The organism is Rheinheimera sp. D18 (assembly GCF_004345025.1).
Classification (GTDB): domain Bacteria; phylum Pseudomonadota; class Gammaproteobacteria; order Enterobacterales; family Alteromonadaceae; genus Alishewanella; species Alishewanella metallidurans.
This window is the reverse complement of sequence record NZ_CP037745.1, coordinates 2,071,945-2,089,895: the sequence shown is the minus strand read 5'-3', so window position 1 is coordinate 2,089,895 and position 17,951 is coordinate 2,071,945. Positions and strand designations below refer to the sequence as shown.

General features: G+C 43.8%; 18 protein-coding genes. 16 read left to right on the top strand and 2 right to left on the bottom strand.

The features are described 5' to 3' along the window. Positions 1-20 precede the first annotated feature (20 nt). The 10 genes from rfbD to E0Z06_RS09830 all read left to right on the top strand — a co-directional run bounded on the left by rfbD (position 21) and on the right by E0Z06_RS09830 (position 11,143). Complete coding sequence (rfbD, locus tag E0Z06_RS09875) at positions 21-923, top strand: dTDP-4-dehydrorhamnose reductase (protein ID WP_132584229.1); 903 nt, start codon at positions 21-23, stop codon at positions 921-923. Between the two features lies 1 nt (position 924). Continuing rightward, positions 925-1,467 carry a dTDP-4-dehydrorhamnose 3,5-epimerase gene (gene rfbC / locus E0Z06_RS09870; RefSeq protein WP_132584227.1) on the top strand — a complete coding sequence of 181 codons (543 nt, stop codon included), beginning with the start codon at positions 925-927 and terminating at the stop codon, positions 1,465-1,467. A gap of 30 nt (positions 1,468-1,497) precedes the next feature. Beyond that, positions 1,498-2,901, top strand: coding sequence for a mannose-1-phosphate guanylyltransferase/mannose-6-phosphate isomerase (locus E0Z06_RS09865; RefSeq protein WP_132584225.1), 1,404 nt, complete (start codon positions 1,498-1,500; stop codon positions 2,899-2,901). A 94-nt stretch (positions 2,902-2,995) separates the two neighbouring features. Continuing rightward, a complete protein-coding gene (locus tag E0Z06_RS09860; RefSeq protein ID WP_132584223.1) occupies positions 2,996-4,162 on the top strand; it encodes a nucleotide sugar dehydrogenase in 1,167 nt (388 codons plus the stop codon). A 30-nt stretch (positions 4,163-4,192) separates the two neighbouring features. Next, positions 4,193-4,603 carry a nucleotidyl transferase AbiEii/AbiGii toxin family protein gene (locus E0Z06_RS09855; RefSeq protein WP_132584221.1) on the top strand — a complete coding sequence of 137 codons (411 nt, stop codon included), beginning with the start codon at positions 4,193-4,195 and terminating at the stop codon, positions 4,601-4,603. 52 nt (positions 4,604-4,655) lie between these two features. Next, entirely contained in the window at positions 4,656-6,116 is a 1,461-nt protein-coding gene (locus E0Z06_RS09850) for an MBL fold metallo-hydrolase (RefSeq protein ID WP_132584219.1), read from the top strand. Positions 6,117-6,268: 152 nt separating this feature from the next. Continuing rightward, positions 6,269-6,643 (top strand): endonuclease domain-containing protein, encoded by a 375-nt coding sequence (locus tag E0Z06_RS09845; RefSeq protein ID WP_132584217.1) that lies wholly within the window; start codon positions 6,269-6,271, stop codon positions 6,641-6,643. Between the two features lie 164 nt (positions 6,644-6,807). Next, positions 6,808-8,070, top strand: coding sequence for a UDP-N-acetyl-D-mannosamine dehydrogenase (wecC, locus tag E0Z06_RS09840; protein ID WP_132584215.1), 1,263 nt, complete (start codon positions 6,808-6,810; stop codon positions 8,068-8,070). Between the two features lie 165 nt (positions 8,071-8,235). Continuing rightward, positions 8,236-9,171 (top strand): UTP--glucose-1-phosphate uridylyltransferase GalU, encoded by a 936-nt coding sequence (gene galU / locus E0Z06_RS09835; protein ID WP_132584213.1) that lies wholly within the window; start codon positions 8,236-8,238, stop codon positions 9,169-9,171. Positions 9,172-9,223: 52 nt separating this feature from the next. Next, entirely contained in the window at positions 9,224-11,143 is a 1,920-nt protein-coding gene (locus E0Z06_RS09830; RefSeq protein ID WP_132584211.1) for a nucleoside-diphosphate sugar epimerase/dehydratase, read from the top strand. 11 nt (positions 11,144-11,154) lie between these two features. Here the strand turns inward: E0Z06_RS09830 and E0Z06_RS09825 are convergent, their stop codons facing one another. After that, a complete protein-coding gene (locus E0Z06_RS09825; RefSeq protein WP_132584209.1) occupies positions 11,155-12,003 on the bottom strand; it encodes a glycosyltransferase in 849 nt (282 codons plus the stop codon). Then, positions 11,996-12,925, bottom strand: a complete 930-nt coding sequence (locus E0Z06_RS09820; RefSeq protein ID WP_132584207.1) for a glycosyltransferase family A protein — start codon at positions 12,923-12,925, stop codon at positions 11,996-11,998. Before E0Z06_RS09820 ends, E0Z06_RS09825 begins: the two co-directional genes overlap by 8 nt. Before the next feature lie 185 nt (positions 12,926-13,110). Between E0Z06_RS09820 and gspG the strand changes: the two genes are divergently transcribed. From gspG to E0Z06_RS09790, 6 genes are read left to right on the top strand one after another with little or no spacing between them, the layout of a single operon-like run. Next, positions 13,111-13,500: a type II secretion system major pseudopilin GspG gene (gene gspG / locus E0Z06_RS09815; protein ID WP_132584205.1), complete on the top strand. Its 390-nt coding sequence runs from the start codon at positions 13,111-13,113 to the stop codon at positions 13,498-13,500. Positions 13,501-13,539: 39 nt separating this feature from the next. Continuing rightward, a complete protein-coding gene (locus tag E0Z06_RS09810) occupies positions 13,540-15,192 on the top strand; it encodes an ATPase, T2SS/T4P/T4SS family (RefSeq protein ID WP_132584203.1) in 1,653 nt (550 codons plus the stop codon). Then, the gene (locus E0Z06_RS09805; protein ID WP_132584201.1) at positions 15,192-16,385 is read left to right on the top strand and encodes a type II secretion system F family protein; all 1,194 of its coding nucleotides are present in this window, start codon (positions 15,192-15,194) and stop codon (positions 16,383-16,385) included. The genes E0Z06_RS09810 and E0Z06_RS09805 overlap by 1 nt, the downstream gene beginning before the upstream one ends. Continuing rightward, positions 16,372-16,830, top strand: a complete 459-nt coding sequence (locus tag E0Z06_RS09800) for a type II secretion system protein (RefSeq protein WP_132584199.1) — start codon at positions 16,372-16,374, stop codon at positions 16,828-16,830. Before E0Z06_RS09805 ends, E0Z06_RS09800 begins: the two co-directional genes overlap by 14 nt. Next, positions 16,820-17,275, top strand: coding sequence for a type II secretion system protein (locus E0Z06_RS09795; RefSeq protein ID WP_132584197.1), 456 nt, complete (start codon positions 16,820-16,822; stop codon positions 17,273-17,275). The genes E0Z06_RS09800 and E0Z06_RS09795 overlap by 11 nt, the downstream gene beginning before the upstream one ends. Next, positions 17,272-17,949 carry a prepilin-type N-terminal cleavage/methylation domain-containing protein gene (locus E0Z06_RS09790; RefSeq protein ID WP_132584195.1) on the top strand — a complete coding sequence of 226 codons (678 nt, stop codon included), beginning with the start codon at positions 17,272-17,274 and terminating at the stop codon, positions 17,947-17,949. The genes E0Z06_RS09795 and E0Z06_RS09790 overlap by 4 nt, the downstream gene beginning before the upstream one ends. The last annotated feature ends 2 nt before the right edge of the window (positions 17,950-17,951 follow it).

Sequence of the window (17,951 nt, the reverse complement as noted above, 5' to 3'; positions counted from 1 at the left end):
TGACATAAGTTGGTTAAACAATGAGGAATATTGTTTTACTTGCACCTAACGGGCAAGTAGGTTTTGAACTAGTGCACAGTTTAGCTGAGTTAGGGTATGTTCATTGCTTAAGTAGACAAGACGTCGATTTTACCAATATTAACATGTTGCTTGCGCGAATTTCCCAGCATAAGCCAGATATTATTGTTAATGCTGCAGCGTGGACTGCTGTAGATAAGGCCGAAACTGAGCAAGAAGCATGCTTTATCCTCAATGCCAATTTACCAGAGGCGCTGGCGAAACTGGCGCAGCAGATAAATGCTTGGCTAGTTCATTATTCTTCTGATTACGTATATTCGGGTTCTGGTACTCGTGCATGGCAAGAAACAGATGTTGCAGAGCCCTTGTCAGTGTATGGCGCTAGTAAGTTAGCCGGTGACAACGCGATACAGCAATACTGTAGCAAATACTTAATTTTTCGCACTAGCTGGATATACGCGGCGCGGGGTAATAATTTTTTACTTACCATGCTTAAACTGGCGGCTAATCACGACACATTAAATGTGGTTGCCGATCAAATTGGCGCGCCTACACCGGCGAAACTTATTGCACAAATTACTGCTTTGACACTTGCTCAAGCACTACATCAAGGCCGCGCACTCAGTGGCATTTATCATCTAACGACCAAGGGGGAAATTAGTTGGTATGGTTTTGCGCAAGCAATTTTTGCGTTAGCTCGACAGCAAGGTGTTAAGCTAAAACTCGAGCCTCAACGTTGCTACGCTATTAGTTCGACACAATATCCAACACTAGCAGTAAGGCCGCTTAATTCAAGGTTGAGCTTAAATAAAATTGAACAAACCTTTAATTTACAGTTACCCAGTTGGCAGAGTCAGTTAACGTTGACCTTTATTGAGTGGCAACAAACAGTTAAGGAGCGCTAACGTGCGGGTAACTCATACGTCTTTAGTGGATGTTCTACTAATGACACCAAGCATATATAACGACGCACGCGGCCATTTTTTTGAAAGTTTTAATCAGCAAGAGTTTCATCAACAGGTTAGTGGCGTTGACTTTGTTCAGGATAACCAGTCACGCTCAGTTAAAAACGTTCTGCGCGGCTTACATTATCAAATTATTCAACCGCAGGGAAAGTTAGTTAGCGTATTGCATGGTGAGATTTATGATGTCGTTGTTGATTTGCGCCGCAGCTCTGCACAGTTTGGTCAGTGGACTGCTAATATCCTGTCTGCAGAAAACCGTCAGCAAATATGGGTTCCGCCGGGGTTTGCGCACGGCTTTTTAGTGATGTCAGAGTATGCTGATGTATTTTATAAGACGACAGATTTCTATAGCCCAGCGGGTGAGCGCAGTATTTGCTGGAACGACCTACAACTTGCAATAAATTGGCCGAATACCACGCAAATAATCTTGTCAGAAAAAGATCAGCGGGCATTACCGTTTTCTGCTGCAGAGTATTACGACTAGCACAACTAACTATAGCGCTAAGGGGTAAACATGATCTTGCCTGTTATTTTGGCTGGTGGCACAGGTAGCCGATTATGGCCTTTGTCGCGTGATTTAATGCCAAAGCAGTTTTTAACGCTGCATGGCGAACACACTATGTTGCAAACCACTATTTTGCGCCTAGCTGGTATAAAAACCTTACCGCCTTTAGTCATTTGTAACGAAGATCACCGCTTTATTGCCGCCGAGCAGCTACGGCAAATTAGCCAGCTTGACCATAATATTATTTTAGAACCCGCAGGGCGTAATACGGCACCCGCTATTGCGCTTGCTGCTTTTACGGCGCTTAAACAGGGCGTTGACCCATTATTGTTAGTGCTAGCCGCTGACCATGTTATTGCCAATAATACGGAGTTTATCAAAGCCTTGGCGCAAGCTGACGTGTTGGCGAACAACAATAACTTAGTGACTTTTGGCATAGTGCCTACCGCAGCTGAAACCGGTTATGGCTATATAAAGCGTGGTGCGGCATTAGGTGATGCTTATAGCGTGGCGCAGTTTGTGGAAAAGCCCAATTTAACTTCTGCGCAGCAGTACTTAGCCAGCGGTGAGTACTACTGGAATAGCGGCATGTTTATGTTTAAAGCCAGCGTGTATTTAACTGAGCTAAAACAGCATCGACCTGATATATATATCGCCTGCGAGCGCGCAATGGCTGACGTAAACCCAGATTTAGATTTTATTCGCGTTAATTATGATGCTTTCATAGCCTGCCCAAGTGATTCAGTAGATTACGCAGTAATGGAAAAAACCCGCGCGACAGTAGTAGTACCAATAGATGCCGGCTGGAATGATATTGGCTCTTGGGCATCGTTATGGGACATTAGCGCAAAAGACAGTGCTGGTAATGTGCATAAAGGCGATGTGCTGGATATTGATGGTAGCAATAACTATGTGTTTGCCGAAACGGGCCTAGTGGCGACGTTAGGTTTAACTGATACTGTGGTGGTACAAACTAAAGATGCGGTATTAGTAGCAACAAAAAATAAAGTACAAGCTGTAAAAGCTATAGTGCAGCAATTAAAAACAACAGGGCGCAGTGAGTATAAAATACACCGCGAAGTATACCGACCTTGGGGCAAGTACGAGGCAATTGCTAGTGGCGAGCGGTATCAGGTAAAGCGCATAACGGTAAAGCCGGGTGAGACGTTATCTATGCAGCTGCATCATCACCGTTCTGAACATTGGATCGTGGTTTCAGGCATGGCAAAAGTAACACTTAATGGTACTGAAACCTTACTTTATGAAAACCAGTCAATCTATATTCCTATTGGCGCGGTGCACGCACTGGAGAATCCCAGTAATATGCCGCTAGAAATTATTGAAGTGCAAACTGGGGCGTATTTAGGTGAAGACGATATTGTTCGGCTTTCTGATCGCTATGGTAGAGTTTAGACGGTTGTAATTAATTATGCTCTTAACTTTTCGTTAAGCTTTGCTACTGTAGCATGGCGATTCGTTGGTATAAGCTACTAAAATGGATGGAAAAATGAAAATTACTATTGCTGGTACCGGCTATGTTGGTTTATCTAATGCCATGTTACTGGCGCAGCACAACCAGGTTGTGGCCATTGATATTGTGCCGCATAAGGTAGCGTTATTAAATGACAAAAAATCGCCGATTGACGATAAAGAAATTAGTGACTTTTTACAGAATAAAAACTTAAGTTTCACCGCAACGCTCGATAAACGGCTAGCTTATGCCGATGCTGATTTTGTTATTATTGCCACACCAACCGATTACGACCCACAAACCCATTATTTTAATACCAGTAGTGTTGAAGCGGTAATTGCTGACGTATTAGCTATTAACCCAACAGCGGTAATGATAATTAAATCAACCGTGCCAGTGGGTTACACTAAAAGTGTACGTGAAAAATTTAACTGCGAAAATATCTTGTTTTCACCAGAATTTTTACGTGAAGGTCGCGCGTTATATGACAACTTATACCCAAGCCGGATAATAGTTGGCGAACAAAGCGAACGTGCTAAGCAGTTTGCAGCGTTGTTGCAACAAGGCGCAATTAAGCAAGATGTGCCGGTACTATTTACCGACAGCACTGAAGCTGAAGCGATAAAGCTGTTTTCTAACACTTATCTTGCGATGCGGGTGGCGTATTTTAATGAGCTGGATAGCTACGCTGAAAGCCATGGCTTAAATTCACGGCAAATAATTGAAGGTGTCGGCTTAGACCCGCGTATTGGTAACCATTATAATAACCCTAGCTTTGGCTATGGCGGTTACTGCTTACCTAAAGATACTAAACAGTTATTGGCGAATTATAAAAATGTACCGAATAACATTATGCAGGCTATTGTTGATGCTAACCGCACTCGTAAAGATTTTATTGCTGAATCTATACTGTCGCGTAACCCTAAGGTAGTGGGCATATTTCGCTTAGTAATGAAAACTGGTTCAGATAATTTTCGCGCTTCTGCTATTCAAGGCATTATGAAGCGCATAAAAGCTAAGGGCGTAGAGGTAGTTGTATACGAACCTGAGCTTGAGCAAGAGCATTTTTACCACAGCCGAGTAATACGTGATTTAGCTGAGTTTAAGCAATACGCCGATGTTATTGTGGCGAATAGACGCAGCGATGCTTTAGCTGATGTAGATACTAAGGTGTATACCCGCGATTTATTTGGTAATGACTAGCCTAACTGGACATATAACCAGCGCTGGTGTATGTTTTGTAGCGTAAATAGTCGCTGTTTTCAGAACCAGCTAATTGCAACCTGTTTGCATAATTTTAATAGCGATTACCTTAAGCAGCATAATATATTATTCGGCGGAGGCACTCGTATTGCGCTTGAGCTTAACGAGTATCGTGAATCTATAGATATTGATTTTTTATGCAAGGATAGAGCAGCATACCGAGCTGTACGTCAACAAGTAAGCAGCAACAGCCTTGGTGATTTAGTTAAGATACCATTTAGTTATCCCAGAGATATTCGGTGTCAGTTGATGCCTACTATTATATCAATTTTATTTTACCAAACTGCCGTAAATTGTTCGCACTATGTTAGATTTTCTTTGCCGTATTTAATTAAACGTCGGTATCTTTATTACGTTTATACTCTCCGCTCATGTTACTAATTTGAATTTAATTTGTTAGCATTTAGCTTCGCTTAGTTTCTGGAGTGACAGCATGTCTAGCATATATTCAAGCCCGAGATTTATTCACCACGGTGCGGTAGATGGCGTTACAGGCTCTTGTCATGAATACCGCATTAGTGACGATTATGGCCTGCTAATTGACTGCGGCTTATTTCAAGGCGCTGAAGTATCTGGTTCTGGCTCGTCGAGTTCACCACAAATTAATTTTCCTGTTACGCATATTAAAGCGCTCATTGTTACCCATGTGCATATAGATCATGTGGGGCGTATTCCGTATTTATTAGCTGCCGGTTTTACTGGACCAATTTATTGCACAGTAGCATCGGCTACCTTACTGCCATTGGTATTGGAAGATGCCCTTAAAGTGGGCGTAACCCGAGATACTAAGCTTATTGCCGCTTTTTTGGCTAAAATTAACCGGCAGCTAGTGGCGTGTGAGTTTAAGCAATGGGTTAATTTACCTGTGCTAGCTGATGCTAATTTGCAACTGCGTTTGCAACCAGCGGGGCATATTTTAGGTTCGGCCTATGTAGAGCTGCGCCACAACGTACCAACTAACAGCTCAGCTAGTAAACCAACAAGCAAACCGTATAAAACCGTGTTTTCTGGTGATTTAGGCGCACCTTACGCACCTTTACTGCCCGCACCTAAACCGCCGTATGCGGCTGATACGGTAGTAATAGAAAGTACCTATGGCGATAGGCTACACCCCAATAGGCGCGAGCGAGTTAAACAGTTAGAGCAGGTATTACTGCATGCGTTGCAAGATAACGGCACGGTGTTGTTTCCGGCTTTTAGTATTGGCCGTACCCAAGAGTTGTTATATGAGCTTGAAGCCATTATGCACCGGCTACGCGGGCAGAAAATTCATCAAGCACTTAGCTGGGACGAGCTACAAATTATTGTCGACTCACCCTTGGCTGCACGTTTTACCGACGCTTATAACAGCTTAAAATCGCGCTGGGATAAAGAAGCTAAACACCGTTTAAAAGTAGGCCGGCATCCACTTAGCTTTGAGCAGCTGCATACTGTTGACAGCCATGAGCAGCATTTAGCCTTGGTGCAATACTTAGCCAGCACCCGCCAACCAGCAATTGTTATTGCCGCGAGTGGTATGTGTGAAGGCGGCAGGGTAGTTAATTATTTAAAAGCATTATTACCAGACCCAGTGCATCAGGTGGTGTTTGTTGGTTATCAAGCACGCGGCACCTTAGGTGCGGCTATTACGCAATATGGCCCCAAAGGCGGTTATGTTGATATCGACGGCGAGCGGATAACCATTGGCGCTGAAATTATTAGTTTATCGGGCTATTCGGCGCATGCCGATCAACAAGGTTTATTACGCTTTGTGCTAGGCATGAAAAAACCGCCACAGCAAGTGCGCATTGTACACGGCGATGATAGTGCTAAAGCCACACTGCAAAAGTTGTTGCAGGAGAAAGGGGTGAATGCGAATCTCCCCCTGCCCCCTCTTTACGAAAGAGGGGGGTAAAGCCTCCCGAATCTCCCCCTAACCCCCTCTTTACGAAAGAGGGGGGAAAATAAAGCCTCCCTTTATAAAGGGAGGTTTGGAGGGATTAGGAGGTCTGGAGGGATTGGGAGGTTTAGAGGGATTAGGAAGCTCGGCGAAATTGGAGGGATTGTATGCTGCCATATAATAAAAACCTGAAAGCATTTTCTCGCACGTTACGTTCTAACCAGACAGACGCTGAGCTCATACTGTGGCACGCGATACGAAAAAAACAGTTGTGCGGTATGCAGTTTTACCGGCAAAAACCAATTGCTGGTTATATAGCTGATTTTTACTGCGCTAAGGCAAAACTAGTTATTGAACTTGATGGTGAAATACATGACCATGCAAATGCACGTGAATATGACGCTATACGAGATAATATAATGGCTTCACTTGGTTTGACAGTGTTACGATTCTCTAATCGAAAAGTGACAACAGATTTGTTGTCAGTGTTGAAAGAGATCAGGTTTAATCTTCTAAATCTCCCCCGTACCCCCTCATTATGAAAGAGGGGAAAATAAAGCCTCCCTTTATAAAGGGAGGTTTGGAGGGATTAGAGGGATTCGAGTAAAATGTTATATATTTCTTTTATTGTATGCAATTTCATTCGGTTTATATTCAGCCAGACGCAGTATGCTAACCCTCTTACGCTTATCTTTTGGAGTTCTTCATGATGTTTAAGACATTATCGGTTATTGGTTTGGGTTATATCGGTTTACCTACTGCTGCTGTTTTCGCTTCACGTAAAGTACGGGTGTATGGTGTTGATGTTAATGAAAATACCGTTTCAACCATAAACCGTGGTGGCATTCATATTGTAGAGCCAGACTTAGATATTATTGTACGAGCGGCAGTTACTGAAGGCTATTTGTCCGCGTCTACTAAGGTATCTGCTGCTGATGCCTTTATTATTGCCGTACCGACACCGTTTAAAGAAAATCATGTTGCTGATTTAACCTATATTGAAAAAGCCTGTCAGGCGTTAGCGCCGGTATTAGAACAAGGCAACTTGGTTATACTTGAATCGACTTCTCCAGTTGGGGCCACAGAAAAAATAGCGGAATGGTTGGCGGAGGCGCGGCCTGATTTAACCTTTCCACAAAGCCATGGCGAAAGTTCAGATATTCGCATTGCGCATTGTCCAGAGCGGGTATTGCCGGGCCATGTATTACGTGAATTAGTGCAAAATGACCGCGTTATCGGTGGTATGACGCCAGCCTGTTCGGCTGCAGCCGTAGCGCTGTATAAAACCTTTGTTAAAGGTGACTGCGTTATTACCAATTCGCGCACTGCCGAAATGGCAAAGTTGACTGAAAATAGTTTTCGCGACGTTAATATTGCCTTTGCTAACGAGTTGTCGATGATTTGCGACAAGTTAGATATTAATGTGTGGGAACTGATCTCTCTTGCCAATAGGCACCCGCGGGTCAATATTCTGCAACCTGGCGCTGGTGTAGGTGGCCACTGTATTGCTGTCGACCCATGGTTTATCGTTGACTCATGCCCTGATCAAGCACGCATTATTCGTATGGCCCGTGAAGTAAACGACAGTAAACCAGAGTGGGTATTAGATAAAGTAAAACAGCAACTGGATGCTTGGCATAAAGCCAACCCAGATGCTGGACGAAGCCATGCTAAAGTTGCGGTATTAGGTTTGGCGTTTAAACCCGATATTGACGATTTACGTGAAAGCCCAGCCTTAGATATTGCTCTTGAGTTAGCTGATACTGGCTGCCAACTGTTGATTGTCGAACCTAATATAACTGCTTTACCGAAACAGTTCACTCAACCTGAAGTAGTATTAACTGATGTACGTAGCGCATTAGACGCCGATATTATTTGTGTGTTGGTGCGCCATAGTGCATTTAGCGTAATAAAACCTGAATTGGCTAACCATAATGCCGTAGTTGATGCGGTTGGCTTGTTGCGTTAATAGTTTTAGCACCGAGTTAACGTTAAGGCATGATGGTTAGGGTTAATCTGGTCATATAGTTGCCAATGAATCAACTTATGCCTAGCGTTGTCTTTTTTATAACTGGGCATTAATGCTAATATAGCCAGTTATATGGACGAGCGGGTAATACGAGGACGTAAAAATATGACCAGCAACAATAAAGTAACCAAAGCGGTGATCCCAGTGGCAGGGTTAGGCACTAGAATGCTGCCAGCTACGAAAGCCATTCCCAAAGAAATGCTACCTGTAGTAGATAAGCCATTAATACAATACGTGGTGCAAGAATGTATTGCTGCGGGTATTAAAGAAATTGTACTGGTAACGCACTCGTCAAAAAACAGTATTGAAAACCACTTTGATAAAAGCTTTGAACTTGAGTCAATGCTAGAAAAGCGGGTTAAGCGCCAACTGTTAGATGAAGTGCAGGCTATTTGCCCAAAAGACGTTACTATTATGCATGTGCGCCAAGGCGAAGCGAAAGGGCTCGGCCATGCCGTGTTATGTGCTAAACCATTGATTGGCGATGCACCCTTTGCAGTGGTACTACCCGACGTATTAATAGATGGTTATGACAGTAACCTAAAACGCGATAATTTGGCGCAAATGTGTGCATTATTTAGCGAAACCGGTGTTAGTCAGGTGATGGTTGAACCAGTGCCAATGGAAAGTGTTAGTAGTTATGGTGTTGTTGATATAGGCGGCCATAATTTATTGTCGGCAGATTCTGTTAATATGACCGCCATCGTTGAAAAGCCCGCAGTTGAAGACGCACCATCAAATCTTTCTGTGGTGGGGCGTTATGTTTTTACACCGCTGATTTGGGATGCGTTAAAACATACGCCAATGGGCGCAGGTGATGAAATACAGCTAACAGATGCTATTGCGATATTGATGAAACAGCAGCATGTGAATGCTTACCATATTGTTGGCCGTAGCCATGATTGTGGTAATAAACTCGGTTATATGCAGGCGTTTGTTGAATATGGCTTGCGTGATATTAATTTAGGCCCGAAATTTCAGCAGTGGCTTAATAAGTTAATTGCCGCCAATCTTGCGGATAACGGTGAAATGCCTAATTAGCTGTTATAATAGCGTCACTGCAATATATTGCTAAAAATACTTGGAGCTTTAAATGCTAGCTTGGTTACTAGCCTTGCCGCGTTCGGTTAAGCGGCTAATTTCAGTTTGTGCCGATATAGTTTTACTAGTTTGCTCATTAGTAGCAGGTTATTTTTTAACTCAGCAAACTAATTTAAACCACGTACCGCAAATTGCACTAGCTTTTGCTATTACATTGCCAATAACGTTGTTTATTTTCACTAAATTAGGTTTGTATAGAGCAGTTATTCGCTATATCGGCCAACATGCACTAGGTGCAGTGCTAGCGGGGATAGTCAGTAGTACATTTATTCTTGCATTATTGTTTGGTTTATTTCAGATCCACGATAAAGGCAACCTTATTTTTGTTTATGCTATTTTAGCGCTAGTGTCATCTGGCGGTTTACGTTTATTGGCACGCATGTTTCTGGTACAACGCAATAATGGCTATAAAGAACGAGTTTTAATTTATGGAGCAGGTTCATCGGGTAGGCAACTAGCACAAGCATTAATGAATGGTGAACAGTATCACCCGGTAGTCTTTGTTGATGATGACACGACATTGCATCGTTCTACTATATTAGGCATGCCGGTTGGTGCACAAACCCAAATATCTAACTTAATAAAAACCCACAATATCAACCGAATTTTGCTGGCAGTGCCATCGGCAAGTCGAGCAAGACGCCGAGAAGTATTGGATGCGCTAGAAGAGCTGCCAATTCCAGTACAATCAATACCTGGAATGAGTGATTTAATCGATGGCTCAATGCGTATTGATGAATTACAAGACGTAAAAATAGAAGATTTGCTAGGCCGTGACTCGGTGGCACCGAAAAATAAACTAATGTTAGCTAACATTGCTAATAAGGCGGTCATGGTTACTGGCGCTGGCGGTTCTATTGGTTCAGAGTTATGCCGGCAAATTATTAAATATGAACCCAAAGTACTAGTACTATTTGAATGTTCAGAGTTTGCGTTATACAGCATTGAACAGGAGCTTGCTGCGTTAATCAAGTTGCAACAATTAGATATTAAGTTGGTTCCTATTATGGGATCGGTGAGACGGCAGAGTTTATTAGAAAATGTCATGCGCGCATTTGGCGTACAAACTGTTTATCACGCTGCGGCGTATAAACATGTACCCTTAGTTGAATTTAATGTTACTGAAGGTGTGCTAAATAATATTTTCGGTACAAACTGCGCTGCTGAGGCAGCAATTAACTCTGGTGTTGAAACCTTTGTCTTAATTTCTACTGATAAAGCCGTACGGCCAACCAACGTTATGGGTGCAACTAAACGCATGGCTGAGCTAGTGCTTCAGGCCCTATCACAGCGTCAAAGTAGCACGCGGTTTTGTATGGTTAGGTTTGGTAATGTGCTGGGTTCAAGTGGCTCTGTGGTGCCGTTATTTCGCGAGCAAATTCGCCGTGGCGGCCCTATCACCGTAACCCATAAAGATATTATTCGCTATTTTATGACCATACCCGAAGCCGCACAGTTGGTTATTCAGGCCGGTGCTATGGGACAGGGCGGTGATGTGTTTGTGTTAGATATGGGCGAGCCGGTTAAAATAGCTGATTTGGCGCGAAGAATGGTGCATTTGATGGGGTTAGAAGTAAAAGATGATGTGCACGCCAGCGGTGATATTGAAATTCAATTTACTGGCCTAAGGCCAGGCGAAAAACTGTATGAAGAACTTTTAATTAGTGGTAACGAGCAAGAAACTGATCACCCGCGGATTATGAAAGCAAACGAAACGGCATTAAGCTGGAGTGCAATGCAGCAGTTATTGGGCATGTTAAAAACAGCCTGTAATAACTACGACGTTGAGGCTATTCGCCAGCTATTACTAAATGAGCAAGTTGCATTTATGCCCTCTGACGGCAATTGTGATCTGGTTGCGCTGACCCATCATACCGATAACAGCAGTAGCAAGATCAAACGTGTTGTCTGAACTGTTAAAATTTAACTGTCGTGCCTAATCATTGCGCGCGCCAGCATAAATTTTACCAGTACCAGCAGATGGCGCCATCCGCTTAGTTTAAGCAATCGCCAAAGGTTTTTTTCACCGCCATATAGCGCGCAAAAAAACCTTTGGCTGCGTAATTGCTCTGTGGTCAGAACGGCCTGGTATTTGTTGATTAGCTGGTTGTGGCCCCGTAATCTTTTATCAAATTGCGAGATCCGTGGTGAGTCGTGTTCCTGATGCACTACATAATTGACAAGCGCGAGCCGGTAGCCTGTGCCGAAAGTTGTTATTAGCCTCATCCATACATCGTAATCCTGACACGCTACTAAAGCTGTATCGAAACCAGAAATTTGCCGTAAATATGCAGTGCGGGTAAAAACCTGATTACCTACATCATTTATATGAAAAATGCGGGCTCTATCTATACTGCGCTCTGTGCCTCCGCTACAGACAACAGCACCGCCAGGTAGTATAAAGCGGTATCCGGTACATAAAAGTGACGGCGAGGTTAGCTTATGCCAATTAACAACAAAAGCGCTGATGCGTCCAGGTAGAAATTCATCGTCATCATCAAGGCCGGTTATAAACTGTCCGCTCGCTGTGGTAATGGCTAAATTACGCGCGGCGCAAGCGCCAGCGGAGGTTTGTTGCCGCAACAATATTACATTGTTGTAGCGCTTGCACAGTTCGGCAACTTTTACATAGTTTTCTTCAGTTGAACCATCATCAACGACAATAATCTCAATATTGCTATACTCTTGCTCGATGGCACTTTTTAACGCCCGCGCTAACATTTCAGGTCGGTTGTGCGTAGGTATATATATCGTTACCAGAGGATCAAGCACTGTTACGCCTCCGTTTTAACCAGTGTAAGATGGCTTTTGGGGCTATGGATATGCAATAACCTGCGATACTTTGCCGCGGACTTTGCTGCCACAGCATGGCACAATAATAACGGGCCAGGCTGCGTTGTCCAAGCAGCGCAGCGCCTGCTATATGTAAAAGCGTGTTGTGCCTGACAAAGTCATGCACCGCAGCAATTTGTTGCTCAGAAATGTTCTGTTGCCAGTTATCATCGGTCAAAAAATATTGTAAATGGCAGGCAGGCTCTGCTTTTAGCCGGTGATGCGTTCTGTTTTCTGCATCCCGGTGTATGGTTGCTAATACGCTGTGATCATGCACGACGGCACCGAGCAAAGACATGCGAAGGATCAACTGCAAATCTTCACCAACTTTTTTGCCCTCTGGGAAACCGCCACAAGCTAAAAACCGGCTTTTATTTACCGCCATACAAGAAGGATGGATAATAGTCCGGTCACGTTTAAAGTCAGATAAAAATGCCGGCAACTCGCCAACAGTGCCATCAGCGAATATACCTTTTGGCGTAAAAATGCGACCTGTTTCATCGGCAATATTAAATCGACAACTATAAAGAGCAGCGTCCGGATACATACTTACCAGTTCAGCTATGCGTTGCAAAAACTCAGGATGATAGCAATCGTCGGCATCCAGAAAGGCAACATAGGCATTTTTGGCCTCTGACACTCCCCTGTTTCGCGCCACTGCCACGCCTTGATTAGGCTGGTCAATCAGCTTAATTCTGGGGTCTGAGAATTGTGCTACCGCCTTAGTGCTGTTATCCGTAGAACCATCATTTACAACAATAAGTTCAAAGTCAGTAAACTTTTGCTGCAAAACAGACTCAATAGCACGCGCTACAGAGTTAACTTTGTTAAACAGCGGAATGACAATACTAAGAGCTGGCATAAACTACTTCGACTTTTTTACCGAGTATATCAACTTGCCCGTTTTTTTTCATCGCAAATAGCATGTTACTTATAACGTGAGTTTTTGGTATCCTAGCAGCATCAACGCGATATGCATCACAATGCAAAGTTACGTTAATAGCAGGATGTAATTATCATTAGAAAAGTCTGATTTGAGGTTTGGGTATGGTAAAGCAAAAGAGAGCGGGTTTTACATTAATAGAATTGCTTATTGTAATTGTCATTTTGGGGTTATTGGCGTCAATTGTTGCGCCACAAATGTTTTCAAGAGTAGACAGTTCCAGAGTGCAAACTGCGGAAACTCAAATTAGCATGCTGCAAACTGCGGTGAACACCTTTCGCATAGACACAGGGCGTTTTCCGGTTAGTCTTGACGAGTTAAGGAAAAGTGAGCATCCACGTTGGGATGGTCCCTACTTACCTAAAGATGTACCCCTTGATCCATGGGGAAATCCCTATGTGTATCAAACGCCAGGACTGAACAACAGTCCCTTTACGATTATGTCTTATGGTCCTTCAGGACAAGCTAATGCCGAAGATGTAATTACTAATTAATGGTTATTTAAGCCGCCTGAGCAGAGCATAAAAATTAACATGAAAACACTAGAAAGCCTGTTATCTGAAGATTTCGGTATCAGCTCGCAGGACCTGAACAAAGCACTGTCGTATCAGGAAAAATATGGTGGCAAACTTGAGCAAATTCTGGTTCGTTTGGGCAGTTTGTCATCAGAACTCTTGCCCGGACTTTACGCGCGCTTGTTCGGTATACCTTTAATTGAAGATGAAATCACAACGACTGACATGTCAGAGGTGTTGTCTGAGCAGCTAATTGCTGAAGCACTGGCATTAGACATTATTGCTTACCGCTACGCAGATGACACCCTCTACTTGATTTTACGTGACCCATCCAATATTGATGTCAACGAGTTTATAGCCTCCTTGCCACACAAAGTGCATTTAGCGTTGTGCAGCGAAATTCAGTTTGATGCTTTACGTGCGTCACAGGTGAACCTGCAAACGCAACCTTCTGATGCCGGTTTGACCAGTTTAGAAGAAGAGCGCCTTAAGGAAATGGCGTCAGAAGCACCAACTGTAAATTTACTGAATAGCCTTATAGCTAAAGGTTTGCGCAGAAAAGCGTCTGATATGCATATTGAGCCTTATGCAAACAAAGGCCGTGTCAGGTATCGCATAGATGGAGTATTACAAGATGCAGATATTTTGACACCAGCCATGCTGTTGCCGGTTGTTACCCGCTTAAAACTATTGTCCAGAATGGATATTGCAGAAAAACGCAGGCCACAGGATGGCAAAATTGAAATGCGTGTCGATGGTAAGTCACTCGATATCCGCGTGTCAGCACTTCCGCTTGCTACTGGGGAAAGCCTGGTTTTACGCTTTTTATTGCAAGGATCACTCGAATACGATGTTTCCAGGCTGGGTATAGAACCGGACGTCGAAAAGTGCCTTATGCAGGACATCAACTCAACGTCTGGAGTTGTTTTACTCACTGGCCCAACGGGATCTGGTAAAACTACCAGCCTGTATTCTTTTCTTACCCGTAGGAACGAGCCGGGCATTAAAATAATTACCATTGAAGATCCCGTAGAATACCAGTTAACCGGTGTAAATCAGGTTCAGGTACAAAGTGATATCGGTTATACGTTTGCAAAAGCACTCAGAAGCGTCGTACGACAGGACCCGGATATCATCATGATAGGGGAAATCCGTGATCTTGAAACCGCGTCTATCGCTTTGCAGTCTTCGTTAACCGGTCACCTGGTTTTTAGCACCTTGCATACCAATGATGCCGCCAGTGCATACACGCGACTAGTTGATTTAGGTGTTGAACCTTTTCTGTTGGCTGCTGCGGTTAAAAGTGTGGTAGCACAACGCCTTGTCAGGCAGCTTTGCCAGCATTGTGCTGAGCCTGAACCGTTTAAAGAAGCAGTGTTTACCCAATTTAATATGAAAAAACTCACCGCCACTCTGGGGCGGGACATCACTATTAAACATGCTGTTGGTTGCGAGCACTGTGCAAATACCGGTTATTCTGGCCGTATAGCCATTGTTGAATATTTGCGTTGCGACGACCACATAAAAGCGCACATATCGGAGCCTGGATTTATTCATAAAGCTCAACAACATAATGCAGAAAATGGCTTCAGAACACTGTTGGAAGACGGCATTCTTAAAGTGCTAAAAGGTATTACGACACTGGATGAAGTATTAAGGGTGGCAGGGTAATGGCCAAGTTTACCTATACTGCTTACACCAAAAGTGGTGTGAAACAACAAGCTGCCCTGTTTGCTGCGTCAAAGCAAGAAGCTGAGCAGCAGCTCAAAGCAAATGGCTTGCTAATTATTGAAATAAAACAGCATTTTGAGCACAAACTAGCGTTTAGAAATAGTACGCTAACAGTAAAAGATATAGAGTTTTTTACTACAGAGCTGGCGTTGTTGCTTAAGTCTGGTTTACGCCTCGACCGCGGACTGACAATTTTGCAGCAAAATGTTGAAAATCAGGCGTTAGCTAATCTGCTGGATAATATTCTGCAGGAAATTAAACAAGGCCATGCGCTGTCAGATGCTTTAGCTGCAAATCCTGCATTTGATTCTTTATATATTGGTTTGGTCAAAATTGCCGAAGAAACAGGTCAACTGGCTGACACCTTTGCTAAACTATCGCAGGAAATGAAATATCAACTTGAACTGTCAGCAAAAATTAAGCAAGCCTTGGTGTACCCATCAGTAATCTTGTTTGTCTGTATTCTGGCGCTGCTATTTATTTTCAACTTTGTTGTACCTAATATGTCCCAGTTGTTCCGGGACGCGGGAAATTTGCCTTGGTATACGTCGTTACTGTTAGATGTGAGTGATTTTTTCGTCAGCTACCAAATTCACCTTGGTGTTGTTGTTGTGCTGCTCAGCGCTATGGCGCATTCATATAGAGATCATCAGCGGATAGTGCAGGTAACACAATGGGCAAAAGAGCGATTGCCTATTGTCCGTTCGGCTAATCTGATGGTCGAGCGTATAAGGTTTAGTTCAGCTATAGCAACAATGTTGTCTGCTGGATTAGCCATAGATAAGGTGCTGCAGTTGGCCAGCGCAACCTTGCGAACCCAACGCTTTAAATTTGAAACCAACGCCGCTTTAGACAATATCAGGCGTGGCAATGGGTTAGCCAGTAGTCTCGGCGAGACGTCACTGTTTCCGCCGTTCTTTGCATCCTTGTTAACCATAGGTGAGGAAAGCGCTGAACTTGAGCAGGTATTTAATGAAATTGCCGATCGTTCCAGAACGCAGTTTTATGCATGGGTCAGCAGGCTGCTTAATTTGCTTGAGCCGCTACTGATAATGGTAATGGGGATAATAGTCGGCACTGTAGTGGTGGTAATGATGCTGAGTATATCTGCGGTAACTAATGTTGATCTCTAATAGCAGCCGCCGCGGTTTTACACTGATAGAGCTGATGATTGTAATGGTAATAATGGGGTTGAGCCTTACCCTGGTTGGCGGCATTACATTCAAGCAACTGGACAGCAGCCGTCAGTTAAAAGAAATTGAACAGGTTTTTTCGCTGTTAGATCAGGCACGTTTCAACGCACTTAACAATCAGACTGCATTTGAGATAGAACTTAACGGCAATGTACTGACCATTAAACCACAGCCTGCATATTGGCTAACCGCCAGAGCCGAGCCAGATACAAGCCCGGTGCCGCGTCAGCATGAATTTGAAACATTGCATTTTGCCAAACAGGAGTTTTCGGTAAACGCTAACGGCTTTTGGTCTGTTGCGCAGATTGTCTGGGCTCCGGCTTCTGCGCCTAGCCGCCAGCGGGAGTATCAATTGCCAACAGTCGGAATTCACTATGAATTCTGAATTGACTCGGAATAAAGGTTTTACCCTTATCGAAGTGCTTGTCGCTGCGGTAATATTATTTGCCTCAGTAACCAGTGCATTACTGTCCTTTCAGGTCGCTATGCAAGGTACTAAAAAAGCGACCGATAAACTGCTGTTGCTGGCGCGAATTGAGCCGATTAAGAGCCATATACAAAAAGCTATTCTCGATGCACAGCAGGAGACTCCGAGCGCGGCGTTATCGGGTTCAAATAATTTACTCGAAGTAAGCTTTAACTGGACTGCTGAAGTGTCGCGAAAAGCTCCTCCCGTGCCTCGTTTTGACCCTGAAGCCAGCCAGTTTCTGCGTTATCAGGATCGTTACATGTTGTACAGTGTCAAAGTAACAGTCAGTTATCTGAGCGCGCAAGAGCAATTTGAGTATCTGGAGTTTGCCTATGTCCCAGAGCTGAAGGAAGTACTTTGAAACAGCGCGGCTTTACCCTGATAGAGGTGTTAATCACTCTGATATTATTGAGCATGTTGGTGATAAGTGGCGCTATGGTGTTTCAGTATTTTCAGGATAACTGGCAAAAAACGCGAATCCGTTTTCAAACCGCGATGACCGACTACGCCGCCTGGCAGCTTACCAACCGGGTATTGACTAAAACCTTTCCGCACATGGTTATTTCCGGACAACAATATGCCTTTTATTTTTTGGGTAAAGAAGATGGTTTTACAGCTGTAAGTCATACCTCTGTGCAAGCACCAGGCTCACCTGCTGTATATCGGTTGTTCAAAGAAAGCCTGCCTGACGGCTCCAGCCAGTTGGTGTATGAGGAAGCCGTGATTGCAGAGACATTATTAGCTGAAGCTGGCCAACAATTACCCTTTTCGTACAGACTTGTTCTGTTTCAAGGCAAGCAAAGTATCAATTTCGAGTATTTTGGCTGGCCCAGCCTGACAGACCGAGAAATCGGCAGCGATCCGCTTTCTTCGGTTCAGTTTGAACCCAGAGCCTGGTTTACCGAATACGATGGTATTAAGCGTCGGCAACACCCTTTAGTGGTGCAAATTAATGTAGAGCAGTTTTCATGGCCGGTGATGGTGCATGATGTGTCTGACAACTTACTTAAAACACGTGCTGACCCGGAGTATTAACC

Bases quoted from the DNA above. Each gene is read 5' to 3' on its own strand.
- rfbD (WP_132584229.1), top strand. From the start codon at position 21: ATGAGGAATATTGTTTTACTTGCACCTAACGGGCAAGTAGGTTTTGAA.
- E0Z06_RS09865 (WP_132584225.1), top strand. From the start codon at position 1,498: ATGATCTTGCCTGTTATTTTGGCTGGTGGCACAGGTAGCCGATTATGG.
- E0Z06_RS09860 (WP_132584223.1), top strand. From the start codon at position 2,996: ATGAAAATTACTATTGCTGGTACCGGCTATGTTGGTTTATCTAATGCC.
- E0Z06_RS09855 (WP_132584221.1), top strand. From the start codon at position 4,193: ATGTTTTGTAGCGTAAATAGTCGCTGTTTTCAGAACCAGCTAATTGCA.
- E0Z06_RS09850 (WP_132584219.1), top strand. From the start codon at position 4,656: ATGTCTAGCATATATTCAAGCCCGAGATTTATTCACCACGGTGCGGTA.
- E0Z06_RS09845 (WP_132584217.1), top strand. From the start codon at position 6,269: ATGCTGCCATATAATAAAAACCTGAAAGCATTTTCTCGCACGTTACGT.
- wecC (WP_132584215.1), top strand. From the start codon at position 6,808: ATGATGTTTAAGACATTATCGGTTATTGGTTTGGGTTATATCGGTTTA.
- galU (WP_132584213.1), top strand. From the start codon at position 8,236: ATGACCAGCAACAATAAAGTAACCAAAGCGGTGATCCCAGTGGCAGGG.
- E0Z06_RS09830 (WP_132584211.1), top strand. From the start codon at position 9,224: ATGCTAGCTTGGTTACTAGCCTTGCCGCGTTCGGTTAAGCGGCTAATT.
- E0Z06_RS09820 (WP_132584207.1), bottom strand. From the start codon at position 12,925: ATGCCAGCTCTTAGTATTGTCATTCCGCTGTTTAACAAAGTTAACTCT.
- gspG (WP_132584205.1), top strand. From the start codon at position 13,111: ATGGTAAAGCAAAAGAGAGCGGGTTTTACATTAATAGAATTGCTTATT.
- E0Z06_RS09810 (WP_132584203.1), top strand. From the start codon at position 13,540: ATGAAAACACTAGAAAGCCTGTTATCTGAAGATTTCGGTATCAGCTCG.
- E0Z06_RS09805 (WP_132584201.1), top strand. From the start codon at position 15,192: ATGGCCAAGTTTACCTATACTGCTTACACCAAAAGTGGTGTGAAACAA.
- E0Z06_RS09800 (WP_132584199.1), top strand. From the start codon at position 16,372: ATGTTGATCTCTAATAGCAGCCGCCGCGGTTTTACACTGATAGAGCTG.
- E0Z06_RS09795 (WP_132584197.1), top strand. From the start codon at position 16,820: ATGAATTCTGAATTGACTCGGAATAAAGGTTTTACCCTTATCGAAGTG.